Annotated in this window: 15 protein-coding genes; 8 read left to right on the forward strand and 7 right to left on the reverse strand. The window is 40.6% G+C overall.

Translation table 11 applies throughout. The annotated features are described in order from the left end of the window. Nucleotides 1-17: 17 nt before the first annotated feature. A complete protein-coding gene (locus GLIP_RS01390) occupies nt 18-701 on the forward strand; it encodes a cytochrome b/b6 domain-containing protein (RefSeq protein ID WP_008842752.1) in 684 nt (227 codons plus the stop codon). 25 nt (nt 702-726) lie between these two features. On the opposite strand, the gene GLIP_RS01395 is transcribed toward GLIP_RS01390, so the two are convergent. From GLIP_RS01395 to grpE, 4 genes are all read right to left on the reverse strand, one after another. Beyond that, nucleotides 727-1,203 (reverse strand): c-type cytochrome, encoded by a 477-nt coding sequence (locus GLIP_RS01395; protein WP_008842753.1) that lies wholly within the window; start codon nt 1,201-1,203, stop codon nt 727-729. Between the two features lie 188 nt (nt 1,204-1,391). Further along, complete coding sequence (gene dnaJ / locus GLIP_RS01400; RefSeq protein WP_008842754.1) at nt 1,392-2,531, reverse strand: molecular chaperone DnaJ; 1,140 nt, start codon at nt 2,529-2,531, stop codon at nt 1,392-1,394. A gap of 209 nt (nt 2,532-2,740) precedes the next feature. Then, nucleotides 2,741-4,669, reverse strand: a complete 1,929-nt coding sequence (dnaK, locus tag GLIP_RS01405; RefSeq protein ID WP_008842755.1) for a molecular chaperone DnaK — start codon at nt 4,667-4,669, stop codon at nt 2,741-2,743. A 104-nt stretch (nt 4,670-4,773) separates the two neighbouring features. After that, entirely contained in the window at nt 4,774-5,391 is a 618-nt protein-coding gene (gene grpE, locus GLIP_RS01410; protein ID WP_008842756.1) for a nucleotide exchange factor GrpE, read from the reverse strand. A gap of 227 nt (nt 5,392-5,618) precedes the next feature. Here grpE and GLIP_RS01415 point away from each other — a divergent pair, with 227 nt between their 5' ends. After that, a complete protein-coding gene (locus GLIP_RS01415; protein ID WP_008842757.1) occupies nt 5,619-8,972 on the forward strand; it encodes a PAS domain-containing hybrid sensor histidine kinase/response regulator in 3,354 nt (1,117 codons plus the stop codon). A gap of 13 nt (nt 8,973-8,985) precedes the next feature. Here the strand turns inward: GLIP_RS01415 and GLIP_RS01420 are convergent, their stop codons facing one another. From GLIP_RS01420 to GLIP_RS01430, 3 genes are all read right to left on the reverse strand, one after another. Beyond that, nucleotides 8,986-9,351 carry an MmcQ/YjbR family DNA-binding protein gene (locus GLIP_RS01420; protein WP_008842758.1) on the reverse strand — a complete coding sequence of 122 codons (366 nt, stop codon included), beginning with the start codon at nt 9,349-9,351 and terminating at the stop codon, nt 8,986-8,988. Nucleotides 9,352-9,374: 23 nt separating this feature from the next. Continuing rightward, entirely contained in the window at nt 9,375-10,016 is a 642-nt protein-coding gene (locus GLIP_RS01425) for a response regulator (RefSeq protein ID WP_008842759.1), read from the reverse strand. A gap of 139 nt (nt 10,017-10,155) precedes the next feature. Then, nucleotides 10,156-12,420 carry a TonB-dependent receptor gene (locus GLIP_RS01430; RefSeq protein WP_008842760.1) on the reverse strand — a complete coding sequence of 755 codons (2,265 nt, stop codon included), beginning with the start codon at nt 12,418-12,420 and terminating at the stop codon, nt 10,156-10,158. A gap of 246 nt (nt 12,421-12,666) precedes the next feature. Between GLIP_RS01430 and GLIP_RS01435 the strand changes: the two genes are divergently transcribed. The 6 genes from GLIP_RS01435 (at nt 12,667) to recN (ending at nt 19,803) form a co-directional block, all read left to right on the forward strand. After that, nucleotides 12,667-13,962, forward strand: coding sequence for a GntP family permease (locus tag GLIP_RS01435; RefSeq protein WP_008842761.1), 1,296 nt, complete (start codon nt 12,667-12,669; stop codon nt 13,960-13,962). 68 nt (nt 13,963-14,030) lie between these two features. After that, nucleotides 14,031-15,227 (forward strand): E22 family MetX-like putative esterase, encoded by a 1,197-nt coding sequence (locus GLIP_RS01440; RefSeq protein ID WP_008842762.1) that lies wholly within the window; start codon nt 14,031-14,033, stop codon nt 15,225-15,227. Nucleotides 15,228-15,240: 13 nt separating this feature from the next. Further along, the gene (locus GLIP_RS01445; RefSeq protein ID WP_008842763.1) at nt 15,241-16,248 is read left to right on the forward strand and encodes an extracellular catalytic domain type 2 short-chain-length polyhydroxyalkanoate depolymerase; all 1,008 of its coding nucleotides are present in this window, start codon (nt 15,241-15,243) and stop codon (nt 16,246-16,248) included. 3 nt (nt 16,249-16,251) lie between these two features. Further along, nucleotides 16,252-17,019, forward strand: coding sequence for a 3-hydroxybutyrate dehydrogenase (locus GLIP_RS01450; RefSeq protein WP_008842764.1), 768 nt, complete (start codon nt 16,252-16,254; stop codon nt 17,017-17,019). Between the two features lie 126 nt (nt 17,020-17,145). Next, the gene (gene nadK / locus GLIP_RS01455; protein ID WP_008842766.1) at nt 17,146-18,021 is read left to right on the forward strand and encodes an NAD(+) kinase; all 876 of its coding nucleotides are present in this window, start codon (nt 17,146-17,148) and stop codon (nt 18,019-18,021) included. Nucleotides 18,022-18,108: 87 nt separating this feature from the next. Further along, a complete protein-coding gene (gene recN, locus GLIP_RS01460; protein WP_008842767.1) occupies nt 18,109-19,803 on the forward strand; it encodes a DNA repair protein RecN in 1,695 nt (564 codons plus the stop codon). The last annotated feature ends 14 nt before the right edge of the window (nt 19,804-19,817 follow it).

Below are 19,817 nucleotides of genomic sequence, written 5' to 3' on the forward strand. Positions count from 1 at the left end.
ATGAGAGTAGAATCTAAATGCAAAAGAAATTGATTTGGGATATCCCGCTTAGATTATTTCACTGGCTATTAGTTATCGCGCTGTTATCGCAGTGGATTACCTCAGAATTGGGTAGCGAATATATGGATTGGCATTTCTATATTGGTTACTTCACATTGGGACTCATTATATTTCGTTTAATCTGGGGATTTGTTGGCCCAGAATACGCTAGATTTAGTCAATTCATCTATTCCCCTAAAATCATTTGGCAATATCTCATTTTATTCGTAAAAGGTAAAAACCCAAAATATACCGGACATAATCCCCTAGGAGGCCTTATTGTTCCTGCGGTTATTTTATTGGTGGGCGCGCAAGCGATTACGGGGTTGTTTGCCAGTGATGACGTGCTTTCCTCCGGTCCCTATATGTCGGCGGTGAGTAGTGAAACTCAAGGTATGTTGGATGGCCTACACCATCAAATATTTAACCTTATTCTAGCCATTGCAGGTATTCATATTGTGGCTATTCTTTGGTATCAATTTGGTCGAAAAATACCATTAATCGGAGCAATGTTTAGCGGTAAAAAAGCCGATACTGAAGGGAAAAGTATCGGCTCGTCGAAAGTATTACGCGCGATTATTTTTGCAATTATTATCGCTATTTTCTTGTATTGGTTGATTGCAATTGCAGCACCAACACCAGAAGTTGAGTACTACTTTTAATTACAAATTATCGAGCAACTGGAATCTAATCGGCCTTATAAGAATCGTGGCAACCTTTGCATGATTTAAATATCGCCCCAATTTTAGTTTTCAGCTCACTTTCATCACCACTTGCTGCCGTCATTTTTAAATCACTAGCGGCATTGGTTAAGGCGGTAATTTTAGATTGATAATCAGAATAGTCTTTCCAGATATCGGGTAAAGCGGCTGTTTTCACGTTATATTCACGCGTATCTATAGAGAAATAATCGTCCATCATTAATGACAACTGCTCGATACGCGCCGCATTTTTTTCTAACGCTTCGGCATCCAGTGGCAATTGACCTTTCGCCATTGCGCCCATAATTCCTACGTTACTTTTAACTAAAGTCAATATTGATTGGCGATATTCAACTGCCGCAGTCGCATGTTTTTCTGATTTTGCAGATTCAACTGCAACAGAAATCGAGCTCGTAGTTATTAACGTTATACCTAACATCGCTGGGGCGATTATGTTTTTCATAGTGACCTCTTTTAATTGGGTAGTTTTTGGGATTTAGTGAACTTAGTCTCGACATGCAATATACAACTTACCTTGTTATATAATTTGTAATCAAGAGAAACATCGATAAACTCTAAAATTATTCAATAAACTTAGATACAAAAAGACGCCATAAAAATGACGTCTTTATCATAACACTTAGACTAAGTTTAACCCGTTAAGTCATCGAAGAATTTCTTCACACCGTCGAAAAACCCTTTCTCTTTCGGCCGGTATTTAGCGGCTTCATCACCTTTACCCATAGAGTTATTTAACTCTTGCAACAACTCTTTTTGTTTGCTGTTAAGGTTCACTGGTGTTTCTACTACAACCCGGCACATTAAATCACCGACACTGCCACTTCGTACCGATTTAACGCCTTTGCCACGCAAGCGGAATAGTTTTCCAGTTTGTGTTTCAGGTGTAATTTTAAGCTTAACTTTACCATCCAAAGTAGGAACTTCAATATCACCACCTAGTGCAGCTGTTGTAAAACTCAGCGGAACTTCACAATACAGGTTATTACTATCTCTGGTAAAAATATTATGTTCACGTACATGTACTTGTACATATAAATCACCAGGAGGAGCACCGCTCTCCCCTGCTTCACCTTCACCTGTCAAGCGAATACGATCACCAGTATCTACGCCCGCAGGCACTTTTACCGAAAGTGTTTTGGTTTTTTCGGTGCGACCATGCCCATGACATTCGCGGCAAGGGTCAGAAATAATTTGACCTCGTCCAGAACATGTTGGACACGTTTGTTGAACAGCAAAGAAACCTTGGCGCATTTGCACTTGGCCATTACCGTGACAGGTCGGGCACGTAGTTGGCTTAGTACCTTTTTTAGCGCCGCTGCCATCACATGGCTCACACGCAACCAAAGTTGGTACTTTGATTTCTACACTTTTGCCACGCACTGCTTCTTCAAGGCTAAGCTCAAGATTATAGCGTAAATCTGAACCCTGACGGGCTCTGGACTGACGACCACCGCGCCCGCCGCCACCGAAGATATCGCCAAACACATCACCAAAGATGTCACCAAAATCAGCTCCACCACCAAAGCCAGCGCCGCCTCGGTTAGGATCTACACCCGCATGACCATACTGATCATAGGCGGCACGTTTTTGCGAATCGGTCAGGATTTCGTAGGCTTCTTGCACTTCTCTAAATTTTTCGCCCATTTCTTTATCACCCTTGGTTCTATCAGGGTGATATTTCATGGCGAGGCGTTTATAAGCCTTCTTAATTTCACGCTCGTCAGCACTTTTGCCAACACCAAGCACTTCATAATAGTCTCGCTTCGACATATCGCTTGTTTATCCTTTTTGATGCCAACCCCAAAAAAGTGAGGTTGAACTTGACCTATTAAACATGCCCTTTCATGTTGGGCTTTTATCCCATTGCCACCTAAAAATTAAACTCAAGTAGCAAGGGGATAACACTTAAAAGGCGCAGAAAGAGTATTTCTGCGCCTATTTTTTTCAACTTCACCTGTCTTAAGACAAGCTAAGACGCGTTATTTTTTATCGTCTTTTACTTCTTCAAATTCAGCGTCTACAACATCGTCGTCGGCACCAGATTTTTCAGCTTGTGGCTGTTCCGCGCCAGCTGCTGCTCCATCAGCTGCAGCTTTTGCTTGAGCGATTTCCATCAACTTAGCTGAAGCTTGAATCAATTCCTGAGTCTTAGCTTCAATTTCAGCTTTATCTTCGCTCTTCACTGCCGCTTCAAGCGCTTCAATTGCTGCTTCGATAGTTGCTTTATCTTCAGCAGGTAAATCATCACCGGCTTCTTCAATTTGCTTTCTGGTACCGTGGATCATGCCATCAGCTTGATTACGTGTTTGTACCATTTCTTCAAATTTAGCATCGGCGTCTTTATTCGCTTCCGCATCAGCTACCATTTTTTCAATCTCAGATTCACTTAAACCTGAAGAAGCTTGGATAGTGATTTTCTGCTCTTTACCTGTGTCTTTATCTTTAGCAGACACATGTAAAATACCGTCAGCATCAATATCGAAGGTAACTTCAATTTGAGGTGCACCACGTTGAGCAGGACGAATACCTTCAAGGTTAAACTGACCAAGAGACTTATTACCTGCCGCTTGCTTACGCTCACCTTGCAATACATGCACGGTTACCGCAGATTGATTATCTTCCGCTGTTGAGAAAGTCTGTGATTTCTTAGTAGGAATCGTAGAGTTTTTCTCAATAAGTGGAGTCATAACGCCACCCATTGTTTCGATACCTAGAGACAATGGTGTTACGTCTAACAGTAGTACGTCTGTCACATCACCTGCTAAAACACCACCTTGAATTGCAGCACCAGCAGCAACGGCTTCATCAGGGTTCACGTCTTTTCTTGGCTCTTTACCGAAGAATTCAGTTACATACTTTTGAACCAATGGCATACGCGTCTGACCACCAACCAAAATAATGTCGTGGATGTCGCCTACTGATAAATCAGCATCCGCTAATGCTTGTTTCACTGGCTCAAGTGTTTCCTTCACCATATCTTCAACTAATGATTCCAACTTAGCACGAGTCACTTTGATAGTAAGGTGCTTAGGACCAGATGCATCAGCTGTGATATACGGCAAATTAACTTCTGTTTGTTGTGCAGAAGACAATTCGATTTTAGCTTTTTCACCGGCTTCTTTTAGACGTTGCATTGCAAGCGGATCTTTACGTAAATCTACGCCTTGATCTTTCTTGAATTCGTCTACTAAATAATTAATTACACGGTTATCGAAATCTTCACCACCTAAGTGAGTATCACCATTGGTAGCAAGTACTTCGAACGTATGCTCACCTTCAACTTCATCAATTTCAATAATTGAAATATCGAAAGTACCACCACCGAGGTCATAAACAGCAACAACATTGTCGCCTTTTTTCTTGTCCATACCGTATGCAAGCGCAGCAGCAGTAGGTTCGTTGATAATACGCTTAACTTCTAATCCCGCGATTTTACCTGCGTCTTTAGTTGCTTGACGTTGAGAATCGTTGAAGTAAGCAGGAACAGTGATGACCGCTTCAGTGACTTTTTCACCAAGGTAATCTTCTGCTGTTTTCTTCATTTTTTTCAATACTTCAGCTGAGATTTGTGGCGGTGCCATTTTCTCACCTTTCACTTCAACCCAAGCGTCACCATTGTCGGCTTTAGCAATGGTAAAAGGCATGATGTCGATGTCACGCTGAACTTCTTTATCTTCCCAGCGACGTCCAATAAGACGCTTAATCGCGTACAAAGTATTTTTCGGATTGGTTACTGCTTGACGTTTTGCAGGCGCACCAACCAAAGTCTCACCGTCATTACTAAATGCGATGATTGACGGGGTTGTGCGATCTCCCTCTGCATTTTCAAGAACTTTAACTTTGTCGCCTTCCAAAACTGCGACACATGAATTTGTTGTACCTAAGTCGATACCAATGATCTTACCCATTAGCGTGTCTCCATTAAAATTTGTTTAAAACTAAGCCTGTATCTTTTGTGGGGTTATTCTGATTTTTTTCAATGATAATCGTAAAAAAATCTTCACAAAAATTCTTATGCTTCGATGTCTACGCCACCTTCAGCTGCTCTTGAAACCATAACCATAGCCGGACGTAACAATCTGCCATTAATTTCATAGCCTTTTTGCATAACCGCCATCACTGTATTAGGTGCTAGTTCCGCGTTTTCTTGCATTGACATTGCCTGATGCAATTCTGGATTAAATTGTTCACCTTGCGGATCAATCACTTTCAATCCAAATTTTTCAATTGTGCTAACGAATGATTTTAAGGTGATATCCACTCCTTCCATCATAGGTTTGAGCGATTCATTATTTGGATCGGCTAGTTGTAAAGCACGCTCCAAATTATCAGCAACAGGTAAAAGCTCACCTGCAAAACGTTCCAACGCAAACTTACGAGCTTTTTCTACTTCACCTTCAGCGCGACGGCGTGCATTTTCCATTTCGGCTTTAGCGCGTAACACTGAATCTCTTTGCTCATTGACAGTCGCTTCAGCTTTACTTAACGCGTCTTGAAGTTTTGCAATGGTTTGCTCAGCCTCACTCACGTCAGCATTTTCTGCTACTTGCTCAGCTTCTAACTGCTCCGCCTGTTCAACTTCAGGTTGTTCTTGTTGATTTTTATCTGTTGGCTGTTGATCTTTGCTCATGCCTTACTCCATCGCCTTTTTTCACTACATAATTGGATTAAATTTGAATTGCGTTATTAATGGGGCTTGTTTAAAAGGCTTCAAGGGCTAAAAACCCAGTTTTTTTGTTGAAATACAAAAAACATTTCTAATTGGAATTAAAAGGGAACAGTTTTATAGTGTGTTCGGCCCGAAAAATAATAATAACTTTATGCAATTGGCCGCTGTAAAAGGATAATAATCACCCTATGTTTACCCTTTATTCAATGTCCACAATCATTTTCGTCTATCTGATTGTACTTTTCCTAATAGGTTATTTCGGCGATAAATATCTACGCCAAGGTGCGCAGCATCCCATCATTTACAGTTTAGCCTTAGGAGTACATTGTTCATCTTGGGCATTTTTTGGCACTACAACGCAAGCAACTCAATATGGCTGGGCATTCGTGCCGACTTATCTAGGGGTTATTTTAGTGATGCTATTTGGCTTTGGCGCATTGCTGAAAATTGCGAAAATATGTCAGCTCAATAACATTAGTTCGTTAGCCGACTTTATTGGTGTGCAATATAACAGTGCCAATCTGTTAGCCGCGTTAGTGTCATTATTATGTTTTATCGGTGTCGTGCCCTATGTCGCATTGCAGCTCGACTCTGTAGTAGACAGTTTAACTCTTTTAACCAACGAAAGTTCAACCAGCATAGGGTTGTACGTGGCCATAGTGCTCGCTGTATTGGCGATTTTTTTAGGTACACGTTCATTTGATTTAACGGACAAAAAACCTGGTTTAATGTTAACCGTGGCATTTGCTTCCTCACTTAAACTGATTGCCCTGAGTTTTGTCGGTCTTTTTGTTTGTTATGAATTATTTAACGGGGTGTTTGATTTATTAGGCCAGGCGCAATTATCGACTAATGCACAACCAATTCTGCACGCTAATTCCGGTGGTTGGGTGTATATCAGCCATATTTTATTGGGTATCTGTGCAATGTTTTGTCTTCCTCGACAATTCCATGTCAACTTTGTGGAATATAAATCCAAAAATGAACTCAATACCGCTAGGTGGCTTTTTCCACTTTTTTTGGTAGGTATGGGGTTGTTCGTGTTGCCGATAGGCCTTGCCGGTCACATCATCTTTGATAAACAAAATGTATCAACAGATATTTATGCCTTAGCACTGCCTTTGTATTCCAACAACGGCGTCACAACATTAGTTAGCTTCATAGGCGGTTTAGCTGCCGCAACCAGTATGGTAGTAGTCGCAACCCTTGCTGTTGGGATTATGATTTCCAACAACTTAATAACCCCGGCGTGGGTCAAGTTAAAGTTGATAAACCAAAAACAAAATACCCTAAGCCCTCGAATCATTTTATTGATTCGAAGAGTGACAATAGCGTCAGTGTTAGCCGTATCCTATTTTTATCATCGTGATGTTAGCTCTGGTTCGCCATTAGTAAATAGTGGAATAATTGCAATGGCATTGTTAGCGCAAACGTTTCCGATGATAATCCTTAGTTTATATTGGCCTAAAGCGAATAAAATAGCTGCATATTGTGGTTTGCTTGTAGGCTCTGTAGGTTGGTTTTATTGGTTGTTGTGGCCGAGTATTACCTCTAGCTATTATTTTGATCCTACTCCAACTGATTTAGAATTAGGTAGAGGTTTTGTTTTAAGCTTATTAGCCAATGGGATGTGTTTTGGCATCATTACTTGGTTTTCACCTAAAATTAGTGCGCAACAACAGCGCACAATTCACAGCAACTCACCACAGAAACACCCTATTAAACTCGCAAATTTGATGGCATTAACCCAAAACGTGCTTAGTCAAAACGAATTAACGCATTTAAACAATAAATTAGGTAATGCGGATTTAACCAGTTATGCCAGTCTCAATGTTATTGAGACCGTGGAAAATATGTTAGCCGCTAAAATTGGCGGCGCTAGTTCAAGAATATTAGTTTCTGCCATTGCGGAAAAAGACGAAGTTCCGTTAACTGAACTCGTTGAGTGGATGGAAGAAGCTGCACAAACGTTTCAATTTAACCATGAAATATTGCAATCCAGTGTTGAACACATCCAACAAGGAATTAGCGTAGTCGATCCCGATCTCAAATTAATCGCTTGGAATCAACGTTATATTGAAATGTTCGATTATCCAGATGGGTATATTCATGCTGGCATATCCATGCGACAGGTTCTTGCTTTTAATGCCAAACGCGGCTTATTTGGCAGCGCCGCTAATCCACAACAAGAGATCGACAAGCGGATTGAGTACATCAAACAAGGAAGCATATATAAGTATGTACGAAAGCAGCCCAATGGGCACGTTATTGAACTTAACGGCGGCCCTCTTCCCGGTGGTGGTTTTGTAACAACGTATAGTGACATATCCGAGTACATGGAAATTCAACAACAGCTAGAACAAGCTAAATCTCATCTGGAGAAGCGCGTTGAAAAACGAACTGAAGAGCTTAATCAATCTAATCAAGCATTGTCTAAAGCGAAATTACAGGCTGAAAGAGCCAATGAGAGTAAAACAAAATTTTTAGCTGCGGCCGGTCATGACTTAATGCAACCTTTCAATGCTGCGAGTTTATTTGGTGAGTTAATCCAACAGAAATCAAATGAACCAGAAATCAAACAACTAAGTCAATCGTTAAACGACTCAATTAATAATGCTGAAGAATTGCTTTCGTTGCTTCTAGATATGACAAAGTTAGAGTCTGGCGTATTGGAATCTCATATTCAGGAATTCCCTATCAATGATATTTTGATGCCTCTTGTAAACGATTTTAATCTCATGGCCCAACGTAAGAATTTAACATTATCTTACGTAAAAAGTAGCGCTGTAGTGCAATCTGATAAAAAGCTGTTAAAACGCATTATTCAAAACCTATTGTCAAATGCTATCCGCTACACGCAGGCGGGGAAAATAGTAGTAGGTTGTCGGCATAGTAAAGCTGGCGTAAAAGTATGTGTTGTAGATACCGGTCCAGGTATTTCAATTGCTGATCAACATTTCATTTTCGAAGAATTTAAACAACTTAATAAAACTAAAATTCAGCAAGGCTTGGGCTTAGGCTTGACCATTGTGGACCGCATTTCTACTTTACTTAATCATCCGATTAGCTTGAAGTCGCAATTAGGTAAAGGCAGTAACTTTTCGGTATTAATACCCTCTGGTAAAAAGTGTGATAACGCTGTTAAAACCAGTATGCCTACGCCGGTGAAAACTGAAATTTTGCACAACAAAACCGTATTACTGGCTGAAAATGACCCGCAAACGCGTGATGCTGTCATACAATTATTACAAAGTTGGGAAGCCAAAGTTGTGTGTGTAGAGAATCTCGAAGATGTACAAAATATCAATCAAAACATCGATTTAATGTTATTGGATTATCATTTAGACAATCAGTTAACAGGGGTTGAAATTGCGCAAGCGGTACGACACAAAACACAATCTGCGATACCGGGTATACTTAACTCAGCAGATCGAAGTGATAATATGCGTGAAAATGCACAAAATGCAGAACTACTATTTTTGCCTAAACCACTTAAAAGCGCGGCATTAAAACGTATGCTTCGACAAATTTCTTGGACTTAAGTGAAAAACGGCATTACTGCTGATTTAACCCAAGTGCTTTCTGTTTTGCTTTTGTTAGCCCTAATGAAACTAAACGATAAGATTCAGTAAGGTAATACATCAGATCGTCATCACTTGCCACTTGTGAATTGTAAAGCTGTATCCATTTCATACCGCGATTGGCAAAATAAGGCGCAGGTCTGTAACCGTCAGCTTCACACAAAAAGTGATAATTTTGTTCTGAAGTTTTGAAAGTGAAAGCTGGTTTTTTTTCACTACTCCAACCACCGATAGCAAATACTTTACCACCGACTTTCCAAACATGGGAACCTCCCCATTGCTTAACATAAGTCGTCGCCGCTAAAGAACCACAAAATGAATTAAACGCTGGGTAATCCATAAATCACTTGCTACTTTATTATTTTAAACCTGATTCATCAGTTGCTTGAATAAAACGCCTGCTTGAGTGCGGTTATTCAGTTTAAGCTTTTTGAGTATTGCTGAGCCATGCTGTTTAATAGTGGTTTCTTTAATCCCTAGTTCATAGGCAATTTGTTTATTCAATAATCCATCAGCCATCATTTTCAAGACTACAAACTGTTGTGGTGTGAGCTGTTCTAAATTTTTTGCAAATTCAGATTCTTCCGCTGGCAAATCTGCTTCTACTTGCGCAACTAAATGTTCAGGGAGCCACTGCAAACCATCTAGTACTTGCTCTATAGCTGTTGCTATTTCCGCTAACGAACTGGACTTTGGAATAAAACCACTGGCACCTAAATTAATGGCTTTTTGAATAATTAACGGTTTTTCTTCACCTGACACTATGACGACTAATACATCCGGATGTAACAATCGAATTTGGCTTAAACCAAATAAACCATCATTGCCCGGCATATTTAAATCTAAAAACACAAGCGCAATTTGCGGATCATTGTTTAGTGCAGCTAAGGTTTCGTCGAGTGTAGAGGTTTCGGTAATATCATCATCTAACAACGCACTCACAGCTTGCTTTAGCGCAATTCTAAACAATGGGTGATCATCTGCAATAAGTGCTTTTACTGACATAAATAAAAATCTGACAACTGACTAAATACGGCTATAAAAAAGCAGCATATGGGACCTAGCTACCAACCTCAAGAGATATTAATTGCATAGCAATAAAAAAGGGCGACTAAGTCGCCCCTGGGAACAACACAAAGTGCCGTTAGAAACTATAGCCTACCGTAAGGTGGAATGTGCGTGGATCGCCATAGTAGCCAATCAAGGTTGTATCGCCGCCAAGACCAGGTAACAAATCACCGTTTGCATCTCTACCACCAGTGAAGTTGTAACCCCCTACTCGATACTCTTCATCAGTTACGTTTTTAGCATGTAAGCCAGCATTCCATTGGCCATCATCGCTATACCATACCAAACTCAGATTAACTAAACCGTAGCCTTCTTGACGAAGCAATTCATCTGGCGATTCAAACAGCTCGTAATCGTCACGGTAGTAGTAATTACCATTAAATACGAAATCACCTACATCTGTAGTAAAGGCATAATTAACCCCAGCATTGAAGGTAAAATCAGGTGTGTTCGAAATGACAAAGTTGTCTGATAAATCAATTGGGTTTCCAGCAGCATCCACAGAGAATACTTGGGTAAATTCAGCATCAATGGTGCCCAATGCACTGGTGAAAGTTAACCCTTCTGCAGCGACATAGGTCATTTCAATCTCAATACCGTTAGCGTCTGATTCGCCCACGTTAGCGATTCGTTGAGTAGGTTCAGATAGATCATCAGAAGGTACGTTTACAACATATTGTCTGTCTGTGTAATCCAATTTGAACAAGGTTGCATTCAATCTAAATGAATCAGTTATGTCACTCTTCATACCAATTTCATATGAGTCAACAATTTCAGGCGCAGCAGCTGGTTGAAAGAAAGTTGCTCGAGGGTTGTACATTCCAGACTTAAAGCCTTGAGAATAGCTACCGAAAAACATCGTAGAATCAGTTAATGCGTACTCTAAACCCACTCTAGGGGTAAAACGCGACCAAGATTCCGTATCGTCAATAACGATATTTGCTGGATAGTCAGGTCTAACATAGCCATCGACCCAGCCTGAATTCGGGTAGGCTTGACCCAATCTAACTCCTGCATCTACCACACCATGTTTTTCATCTTTGGTGTAACGTAAACCTAGGGTGGTAGAAAGTTTATCAGTAATATCATAAGACGCTTGTCCGTATACCGCTAAACTTTTCGTATCAGTACAACCGCTTTGCTCAATTGATATTCCAAAGGCCATCAAATACGCATCGTAAATACCACAAGCTTCAGCATCATAATAATAAGCACCAGAAACAAACGTGACGCCATCGCCTACATAATTAAGCTGAAATTCTTGAGAGATTTGCTCATCAGTGTACGTGGCTGGCGTATCGAAAATCCCTAAAGGCGTGTTATCAAAATCAATATTGGTAGGAGAATCACCTTCCCTGGTAGCAGTAACAGATTTAAACGCCCAGCTGTCGTTGATATCCCATTCAACGGTTAAGCTCATACCTTCAGTTTCTACTTTGTTCCAGGTTGGCAAGCTAGAGTAAGAATCGTAAACACTGTCTGGTTGAGGCGCATCAGTTAAAATACTGTCCGTTAAGCGATAGCCCCCTTTTGCGTTTGAGTCATCTCTGGTTTTATCGTAATTGAATCTGAAAAACAGGTCTTCATTCGCTTGATATTCTAAAGTGAAGCGCGCTGCTAAAACGTCTTTGTTGTAGTTTTCTGTATCTTCACCAGCCGGGGCAACTAAGAATTCACCAAACCCATCACGATTCAAAGTGGCAACTGCAAATCCAAAGTAAAAATTATCGCTAAGTGGGATTTGCCCCATGACTTTTAAGTCTTTTTGAGAGTAACTCCCTACCGTGGCGTTAATGTTAAATTCAGTATCACCTGACATTTTTTTAGTAACATATTTAATTGCGCCACCGATGGTATTCTTACCATACAAAGTTCCTTGCGGACCACGTAAGACTTCCACACGTTCTAAATCAAATAAATCGAGGACCGCGCCTTGAGGTCTTGAAATATAAACATCATCGATATAAACACCTACTCCAGGTTCGAAGCCCCAGACAGGATCTTGTTGACCTACACCACGAATAAATGCGGTCAAGGTAGAGTTAGTACCGCGACTCACTTGTAATGTTGTGTTAGGAGATTGTTGCTGGATTTCAGTCATCACTGACATCCCTTTCTCCAACATTTCTGCAGCCCCTAATGAGGTAACAGAAACAGGCACTTCTTGCAGACTCTCAACTGTTTTACGCGCAGTAACTTCGATTCGCTCTAAGCCAGCTTTAGATTCTTCTTGTGCTGCTAATTGTCCGGAGAGACAAGACAAAGTGACAGCTGATGCAATGATAGAAAGTTTCAATAACTTACCCTTATTTGACGTAGATTGTGATTGTGTGGTTTTCATTAAAGTGTCCTTTTTACACAGTTTTCTTTTTTTAATTTGTTAGATTCGCTGCGGTCACAGTGACAGTGAAAACACTCTAATGGATTTACAAATATTTTACATTAGTACCATAGTACTATGTCGCAAAGGGCAAAAAAGTTGAACACTATATAGGGCCCAATATTGCATTTAATTATTAATATTGAGTGAAATGATATAGCTCTCTGCGGTCACAGATATTTGTATCATTTAAAAAAAGGAATAAAAATGCTGAGTCTAATTGGCTTAATCGGCGGCTTATTTTTATTAATTGTATTAACGATTAAAGGAATGAACCTTTTTGTCGCTGCGCCACTTTGCGCCTTGATTGTAGCTCTAACAAGCGGTTTACCAGTATTTATTGGTGACACCAATTTTGTCGAAACTTATATGTCTGGATTTGCCGGTTTTGTCGCGAACTGGTTTTTTATGTTCTTACTAGGCAGCTTGTTTGGTAAATTTATGGAAGATACAGGTGCTGCAGATGCAGTAGCCAAAGCAATCATCGGTCGTTTAGGTAAACAACATGCTGTTGCCGCAGTGGTTATCGCTTGTGCAATACTTACCTATGGCGGCGTAAGCGTTTTCGTCGTTGCATTTTCAGTTTATCCTATGGCATTAAGTCTATTTAAAGATGCAGACCTGCCAAGACGATTTATCCCAGCTGCTTTAGCATTCGGCTCTGTTACCTTTACGATGACATCCGCAGGTTCACCTGAAATTCAAAACTGGATCCCGATTAAATATTTAGGTACCTCACCTTTTGCAGCTTGGGAAGTCAGTTTAGTGGTTGCAATATTTATGGCGACATTAGGCTTCTGGTGGATTAAAAAGATGATGAATAAAGCCTTAGCGGCTGGCGAACGTTTTGAAGCCAAAGATCATGATCCTAAAATTCCAGAAAGAGATTATCCCCATTGGATAACAGGCTTAATCCCGCTGCTCGTGGTGTTAGTCTTGTCATTTACTTTTCACGAATCACTCCAACAAATGGCTTTAATTGTTGCTTTAGGTGGCGGCGTACTTACCTTAATGGTTATCAATTTTAAATATTTTCATAACTTAACCGCTGCTGTAGGTGTAGGTACAACAGGTGCGCTAATCGCAATCGGTAACACTGCCGCGGTGGTAGGATTCGGCACAATCGCAAAATCCACCGAAGCCTTTCAAGCCGCTGTTGAGGTAATGACTCAGATACCAGGAAATGAATTAATTGGTGCCGCAATAGCGGTCAGTGTTATTGCCGGATTAACCGGTTCAGCGTCAGGGGGACAAGCCATCGCATTACCTTTAGTGGGTCCACACTATATGGATCAGGGCGTCGATCCAGAACAATTGCATAGAATTGTGTCCATTTCTTCGGGTGCGTTAGACTCATTACCGCATAATGGCTATGTTGTCACCACGATAAGAGCAATTTGTCATGAGACACACCAACGTGCCTATTGGGCTGTCGGGGCATTGACCGTTGTAATACCACTTATCGGATTATGTCTAGCGATTGCCCTATTCACAATATTTTAAATCGTAAAATCAGTGTTAGGAGAACACACTTGAAATTGAATTATCTAAGATTTGGTAGGTTGTGTTTATTGTTGGTGTGTTTTGCAACGCAATCTGCCTGCGCCAATAATAACGACCGCTCCAATGCTAATATTGACGAACAAAAAAATCTGCCATTGGTTCAGAAAAACGCGTTTACTTCTGAGAACTTTATTACTTTTGGCGGTAAAACTATCCCTAGCGTGACCGTAGGATGGGAAAGTTATGGCAATCTTAATGCGGCAAAAGATAACGTAATTTTGATCACCCATTATTTTACCGGAAACTCTCATGCAGCAGGCAAATACCAACTTAGTGATACTACCGCTGGATATTGGAATGACATAATTGGCCCAGGCAAAGCAATCGACACCGATCGCTTTTATGTTATCAGTGTCGATAGCCTAGCTAACTTAGGCGTGCATGATCCTAATGTGATCACAACAGGCCCTGCCTCGATCAACCCAGCAACGGGTAAACCCTACGGCTTAGACTTCCCAGTAGTCACGATTCGCGATTTTGTAAATGTGCAAAAACAATTGCTAACTTCGTTAGGCATTTCTAAATTATATGCAGTCGTTGGTCCTTCGATGGGTTCAATGCAAGCACTTGATTGGGCCATTGCTTACCCAGAATGGGTCGAAAGAATGATTTCAGTAATCGGCGCTGGCGAAGCTGATGCTTGGACATCGGCCAACTTAGAACATTGGGCATCCCCGATCAAACTAGATAAGCATTGGCAGCAAGGTAATTATTACGATTCCCAACCGCCTGTAGATGGTTTAGTGGCATCACTGATGCTTATTACCCAAGACGCACTTTACCCCGACTTTTTCAATCAAGTCGGTGAACAAATTGGATTTTCAACTTCCGAGACGGGCCCGTTAGAAGACATTCGGCAAACACCAAGCATCGTAAATTGGTTGAAAAAAAGAGCGCAAGCTAGAGCAGAGACAATGGATGCGAATCACCTGCTGTATTTGGTCAGAGCTTGCCAATTATATGTTGCGGGGCATCAAGGTGATCTAAAAAATGCACTACAAAAAGTGCAGGCGAAAACCCTATTCTTACCCGCCGCTACTGACTTGTTATTGATGCCCTACAATGTAGAAAAAACCCATCAATTATTATTAGATAGTGGCAAAGATAGCCAACTTAAAATACTGCCAGGCACATTGGGACACTTAGAAGGCGTTACCGGCATTAGCAAACATGCTGAACTCATTAATTCATTTCTAAACAAGTAGGTAGAAAAAGAACATGATCAAACTCCACAAACTGGTTGTATTAATAGGTTTAATTACCAGTATCCAAGCAACAGCTGAACCCACAAAACTAGATCTAGCCATTGAAAAGATCACTGTCTCGGGATTATCGAGTGGCGGCTTTATGGCGAATCAATTTCACATAGCCCATTCAGATTGGGTGAGGGGAGCAGCGATTTTAGCAGCAGGTCCTTACTATTGTGCTCAAGGTAGTATCACAACTGCACTTTCTCAGTGTGTTAATAAGCAATCGGATGAATTTTCTTTAGCCCCTTTAAACGCGCAATTAAAGCAATATGCAGATAAAGGCTTGATTGCCCCTTTATCTAACTTAAAAGACAGTCAAGTTTGGCTATTGCATGGCACCTTGGATGCAAGAGTAACGAGATCGGTGGCGAATGCGCTTTTCCAACAATATCAAACGCTCGTAGCCCCCGAAAATTTGACTTATGTAAAAGAGAAACCTTTCGCTCACCACTTCCCTACCCTTGCCTCAGGAGCAAGATGTGACACGTCAGAATCTCCCTTTTTAGGGAATTGCCAATTTGACGCAGCTGGCGAACTTTTGAATTATTTATATTCCGATTTAACCCCTCCCGTACAAAAGTTAAATGGCAAAATCAACGCAATAAATCAACATGAATTAGGTGGGGAACCTGCTGAGTCATTAGCTGAGACGGGTTATCTTTACGTTCCTCAAGCATGCGCAAGAGGCCAAACCTGCGAGGTTCACGTCAATTTTCATGGCTGCAACCAAAATGCTGAAACCATAGGTCAAGAATATATCCAAAATAATGGCTTAAATCGTTGGGCAGACAGTAATCAATTGGTTGTGCTATATCCACAAACAAATACCTCAATGATGTTGCCAATGAACCCTCAGGGTTGCTGGGATTGGTGGGGCTACACCGACGAAAATTATGCAAACCAACAAGGACAACAAATTCAGGCAGTGAAAAATATAGTCAAATCACTTGCCGTCCAACCGAATCGTAAAGGATAAAACATGCAAAGTAAGACCATATTAATCACCGGTGCAGCTAGTGGTATTGGATTTGGCATTGCCCAACACCTAGGTGAACTGGGCCACAAAATAATCGTAGCCGATATTAATCTGGAAGCTGCGCAAAACGCAGTAAACAAATTAATAACGGTTAAAATAAATGCACTTGCAGTGCAATTAGATGTTGCTGATGCAGTTCAGATTGAAGCGCTTCCCGAGAAACTTCTCCCAGACCAAATAGATGTATTAATTAACAATGCAGGAATTCAACACGTTTCTAGGTTAGAGGACTTTCCGGCGCAAAAATGGCAACAACTGATAAATATAATGTTGGTTGGCCCAGCATTATTGGCAAAAGCATTTTTGCCACAAATGCGCGAACAAAACTTTGGAAGAATTATCAATGTGGGTTCGTTGCATTCGGTTGTAGCTTCGCCTTATAAATCGGCTTATGTTGCCGCAAAACACGGTTTACTCGGTTTTGCTAAAACGCTAGCGTTAGAAACAGGTGACTGCAACGTTACGGTGAATACACTTTGTCCAGGATATGTTAAAACCCCATTGGTCGAACAGCAAATTGCAGCTCAAGCTATAGAAAACGGCATAAGTGAAGAAGATGTAATTAATAAAATTATGCTCGAGCCCATGCCAAAGAAAGCCTTTATTGAAATAGAAGAATTAGCCAGTAGCGCAGCTTTTTTGATAAGTGATGCTGCGAAAAACATTACTGCTCAGGCTTTAGTTATAGATGGCGGTTGGACAGCTAGATAACTACCCTTTACGGAAATAATCTAGATTGTCGACGATAGCGCTTCAATTTTTGCTGGCTGTATCAACATGCTTGGTTTTAATCGCTAAGCATGGTTATACTGAGTTTTTAAATTATCATCGAATTTTATGTCATTTAAAACCATTGGATTGATCGGAAAGCCAGCACATGAAGGTGCCAACACCAGCTTAAATGCAATTTTACACTTTCTAAAAAAGAAAGGTTGTCGAACGATTGTTGAGAAAAAAGTCGCTGGCATGCTGCAAGGCAATGGTTTTGAAACTGCAGATTTAGAAAGTATCGGCTTACAGGCAGATCTCGCTATTGTGGTGGGTGGTGATGGCAATATGTTAGGTGCAGCTCGGGTGTTAGCCAAGCACGACGTTGCGGTTGTTGGTGTAAACCGAGGTAATTTAGGTTTTTTGACCGACATTCATCCAGAAGACATTGATAGACAGTTAACCTGCTTGTTTGATGGTGAATTTGTCCGAGAACAGCGATTTATTTTACAAGTTGAAGTATTTCGCGAGGGCATTAAACAAAGTTCAAATGTAGCTATAAATGAAGTGGTATTGCACCATGGAAAAGTGGCGCACATGATGGAGTTTGAAATATATATTGACGATAACTTCGTGTTTAGTCAGCGCTCAGACGGATTAATCGTAGCAACACCAACGGGATCAACAGCTTATTCACTTTCAGGTGGAGGCCCTATCCTCACCCCCAACTTGGATGCGTTAACGTTAGTCCCGATGTTTCCGCACACACTAAGTAGTAGGCCAATAGTGGTGGATGCGAATAGTATTGTAAAAATGAAAGTTTCCTGTGACAACACAGATAATTTACAAGTCAGTTGTGATAGCCACATCGCACTGACAGTACTGCCCGGTGATGAGATACACATTAAGAAAAATCAAGATCGCCTATCACTCATACATCCCAAAGATTATAACTATTTTAATGTTTTACGGACCAAACTTGGTTGGGGTTCAAAACTCTATTAATTTCACATCAAAACGCTTTTTCTACTTTACAAGCACAAATTTATGTATATATTTACAGTTACTGTATAAATAACCATGTAAGTTTTTATGTTAATTCATTTGTCTGTGCAAAATTTAGCGGTTGTCAAATCTCTTGATGTTGATTTCAAGCAAGGTCTTAGCGTTATCACCGGAGAGACTGGCGCGGGTAAGTCGATTGCAATTGATGCCCTTGGCCTGTGCTTAGGTAATCGTGCTGATGCCGGTATGGTTCGTCCAAATTGCGATAAAGCTGATGTATGTGCAACCTTTGACATCACAAACTTAACAAAAGTAAAAGCTTGGTTATTTGAAAACGATTTAGGCGAACAAGAGCTAAATAATAGTGATACTCATCAAGAATTAATGATCCGTAGAGTCGTATCGAGTGAAGGCCGTTCCAAAGCCTACGTAAATGGCTACCCAGTCCCTGTACAACAACTTAGAACCCTGGGATTGCAACTAATCAGCATCCACGGTCAACATGCCCACCAAATGCTACTTAAAGCGGATGTACAAAAACAGGTAGTTGATAACTTTGCTGAACATGACAACCTCATAAAAGCGGTCAAGCAAGAATACGAACTACTAAACCAAGCTCAAAAGCAAATGACAGCCCTTATTTCTGGCAGCCAAAAGCGCTCCGATAGACGTAACCTTTTGCAGTATCAAGTACAGGAATTAGATGAGTTTAATTTACATGAAAATGAATTCGTTGAATTAGAAAGTGAACATAAAAAACTGAGTAATAGTCAGGCTTTGTTAGAACAGTCTCAAAAAAGCTTCTATCAGTTATTCGATGCCGATGAAGGAAGTGCATTAGGTGCGGTACAAAGCAGTATTGATATGCTAAGCGAACTTCAGGAACATGATCCGGAATTAAGCCCAATCGTTACCATATTAAACGAAGCTTTGATTAATATTGATGAAGCATCTAGTCAATTACGTGCTTATACCGACCGATTAGAAATAGATCCAATGCGAATGCAACAAATCGAACAACGTTATTCATTAGCCTTAGATCTTGCTAGAAAACACGGAGTTCGTCCTGAAGCACTGTTTGAACATCATCAGCAATTATCTTCTGAGTTAAACGATTTGGATAGCCAAGATGAATCCCTTGAAGAATTACAACGTAAAATTGTAAGTTTGCAGGAAAATTACTTACAAGTTGCTCAAAAGCTCAGTGCAAGTAGAAGTAAAGCAGGCAATAAATTAGCAAAATTGGTAGAGCAACATATTCAAGATATGAATATGACTCAGGCTAAGTTTACGGTCAGCATAGGGTTCGATCCGCAATTAGCCCCCTCACCTTCTGGATTAGACAAGGTTAGCTTTTTGATCTCAACCAATTTAGGTATAAAAGCTGATAGCCTTGAAAAAGTCGTCTCAGGTGGTGAACTTTCTAGAGTTGGTCTTGCCTTACAAGTTATCAGTGCAAAAGGTAACTTAATTCCTACTATGATTTTCGATGAAGTAGATACTGGAATAAGTGGCCCTACGGCTTCTGTGGTGGGTAAGTTGCTACGTAAATTAGGTCAATCGAGCCAGGTAATTTGTGTTACTCATTTACCACAAGTCGCAGCCAGTGGGCATCAACAGATGTTTGTCACTAAGTTTTCAGACAAAAAAACCACCGAAACGCATATGATATGTTTGCAGGAAAAGGAACGTATTGAAGAGTTAGCTCGTCTTTTAGCGGGTGACACTTTGACCAACTCGGCAATTGAAAATGCAAAAGAGCTATTGGGTAGTTATCATTAGTCTCGATTAATCAT

Origin of the sequence: Aliiglaciecola lipolytica E3 (assembly GCF_000314975.1) — a bacterium.
GTDB lineage: Bacteria > Pseudomonadota > Gammaproteobacteria > Enterobacterales > Alteromonadaceae > Aliiglaciecola > Aliiglaciecola lipolytica.

Bases quoted from the DNA above. Each gene is read 5' to 3' on its own strand.
- GLIP_RS01390 (WP_008842752.1), top strand. From the start codon at position 18: ATGCAAAAGAAATTGATTTGGGATATCCCGCTTAGATTATTTCACTGG.
- GLIP_RS01395 (WP_008842753.1), bottom strand. From the start codon at position 1,203: ATGAAAAACATAATCGCCCCAGCGATGTTAGGTATAACGTTAATAACT.
- dnaJ (WP_008842754.1), bottom strand. From the start codon at position 2,531: ATGTCGAAGCGAGACTATTATGAAGTGCTTGGTGTTGGCAAAAGTGCT.
- dnaK (WP_008842755.1), bottom strand. From the start codon at position 4,669: ATGGGTAAGATCATTGGTATCGACTTAGGTACAACAAATTCATGTGTC.
- grpE (WP_008842756.1), bottom strand. From the start codon at position 5,391: ATGAGCAAAGATCAACAGCCAACAGATAAAAATCAACAAGAACAACCT.
- GLIP_RS01415 (WP_008842757.1), top strand. From the start codon at position 5,619: ATGTTTACCCTTTATTCAATGTCCACAATCATTTTCGTCTATCTGATT.
- GLIP_RS01420 (WP_008842758.1), bottom strand. From the start codon at position 9,351: ATGGATTACCCAGCGTTTAATTCATTTTGTGGTTCTTTAGCGGCGACG.
- GLIP_RS01425 (WP_008842759.1), bottom strand. From the start codon at position 10,016: ATGTCAGTAAAAGCACTTATTGCAGATGATCACCCATTGTTTAGAATT.
- GLIP_RS01430 (WP_008842760.1), bottom strand. From the start codon at position 12,420: ATGAAAACCACACAATCACAATCTACGTCAAATAAGGGTAAGTTATTG.
- GLIP_RS01435 (WP_008842761.1), top strand. From the start codon at position 12,667: ATGCTGAGTCTAATTGGCTTAATCGGCGGCTTATTTTTATTAATTGTA.
- GLIP_RS01445 (WP_008842763.1), top strand. From the start codon at position 15,241: ATGATCAAACTCCACAAACTGGTTGTATTAATAGGTTTAATTACCAGT.
- GLIP_RS01450 (WP_008842764.1), top strand. From the start codon at position 16,252: ATGCAAAGTAAGACCATATTAATCACCGGTGCAGCTAGTGGTATTGGA.
- nadK (WP_008842766.1), top strand. From the start codon at position 17,146: ATGTCATTTAAAACCATTGGATTGATCGGAAAGCCAGCACATGAAGGT.
- recN (WP_008842767.1), top strand. From the start codon at position 18,109: ATGTTAATTCATTTGTCTGTGCAAAATTTAGCGGTTGTCAAATCTCTT.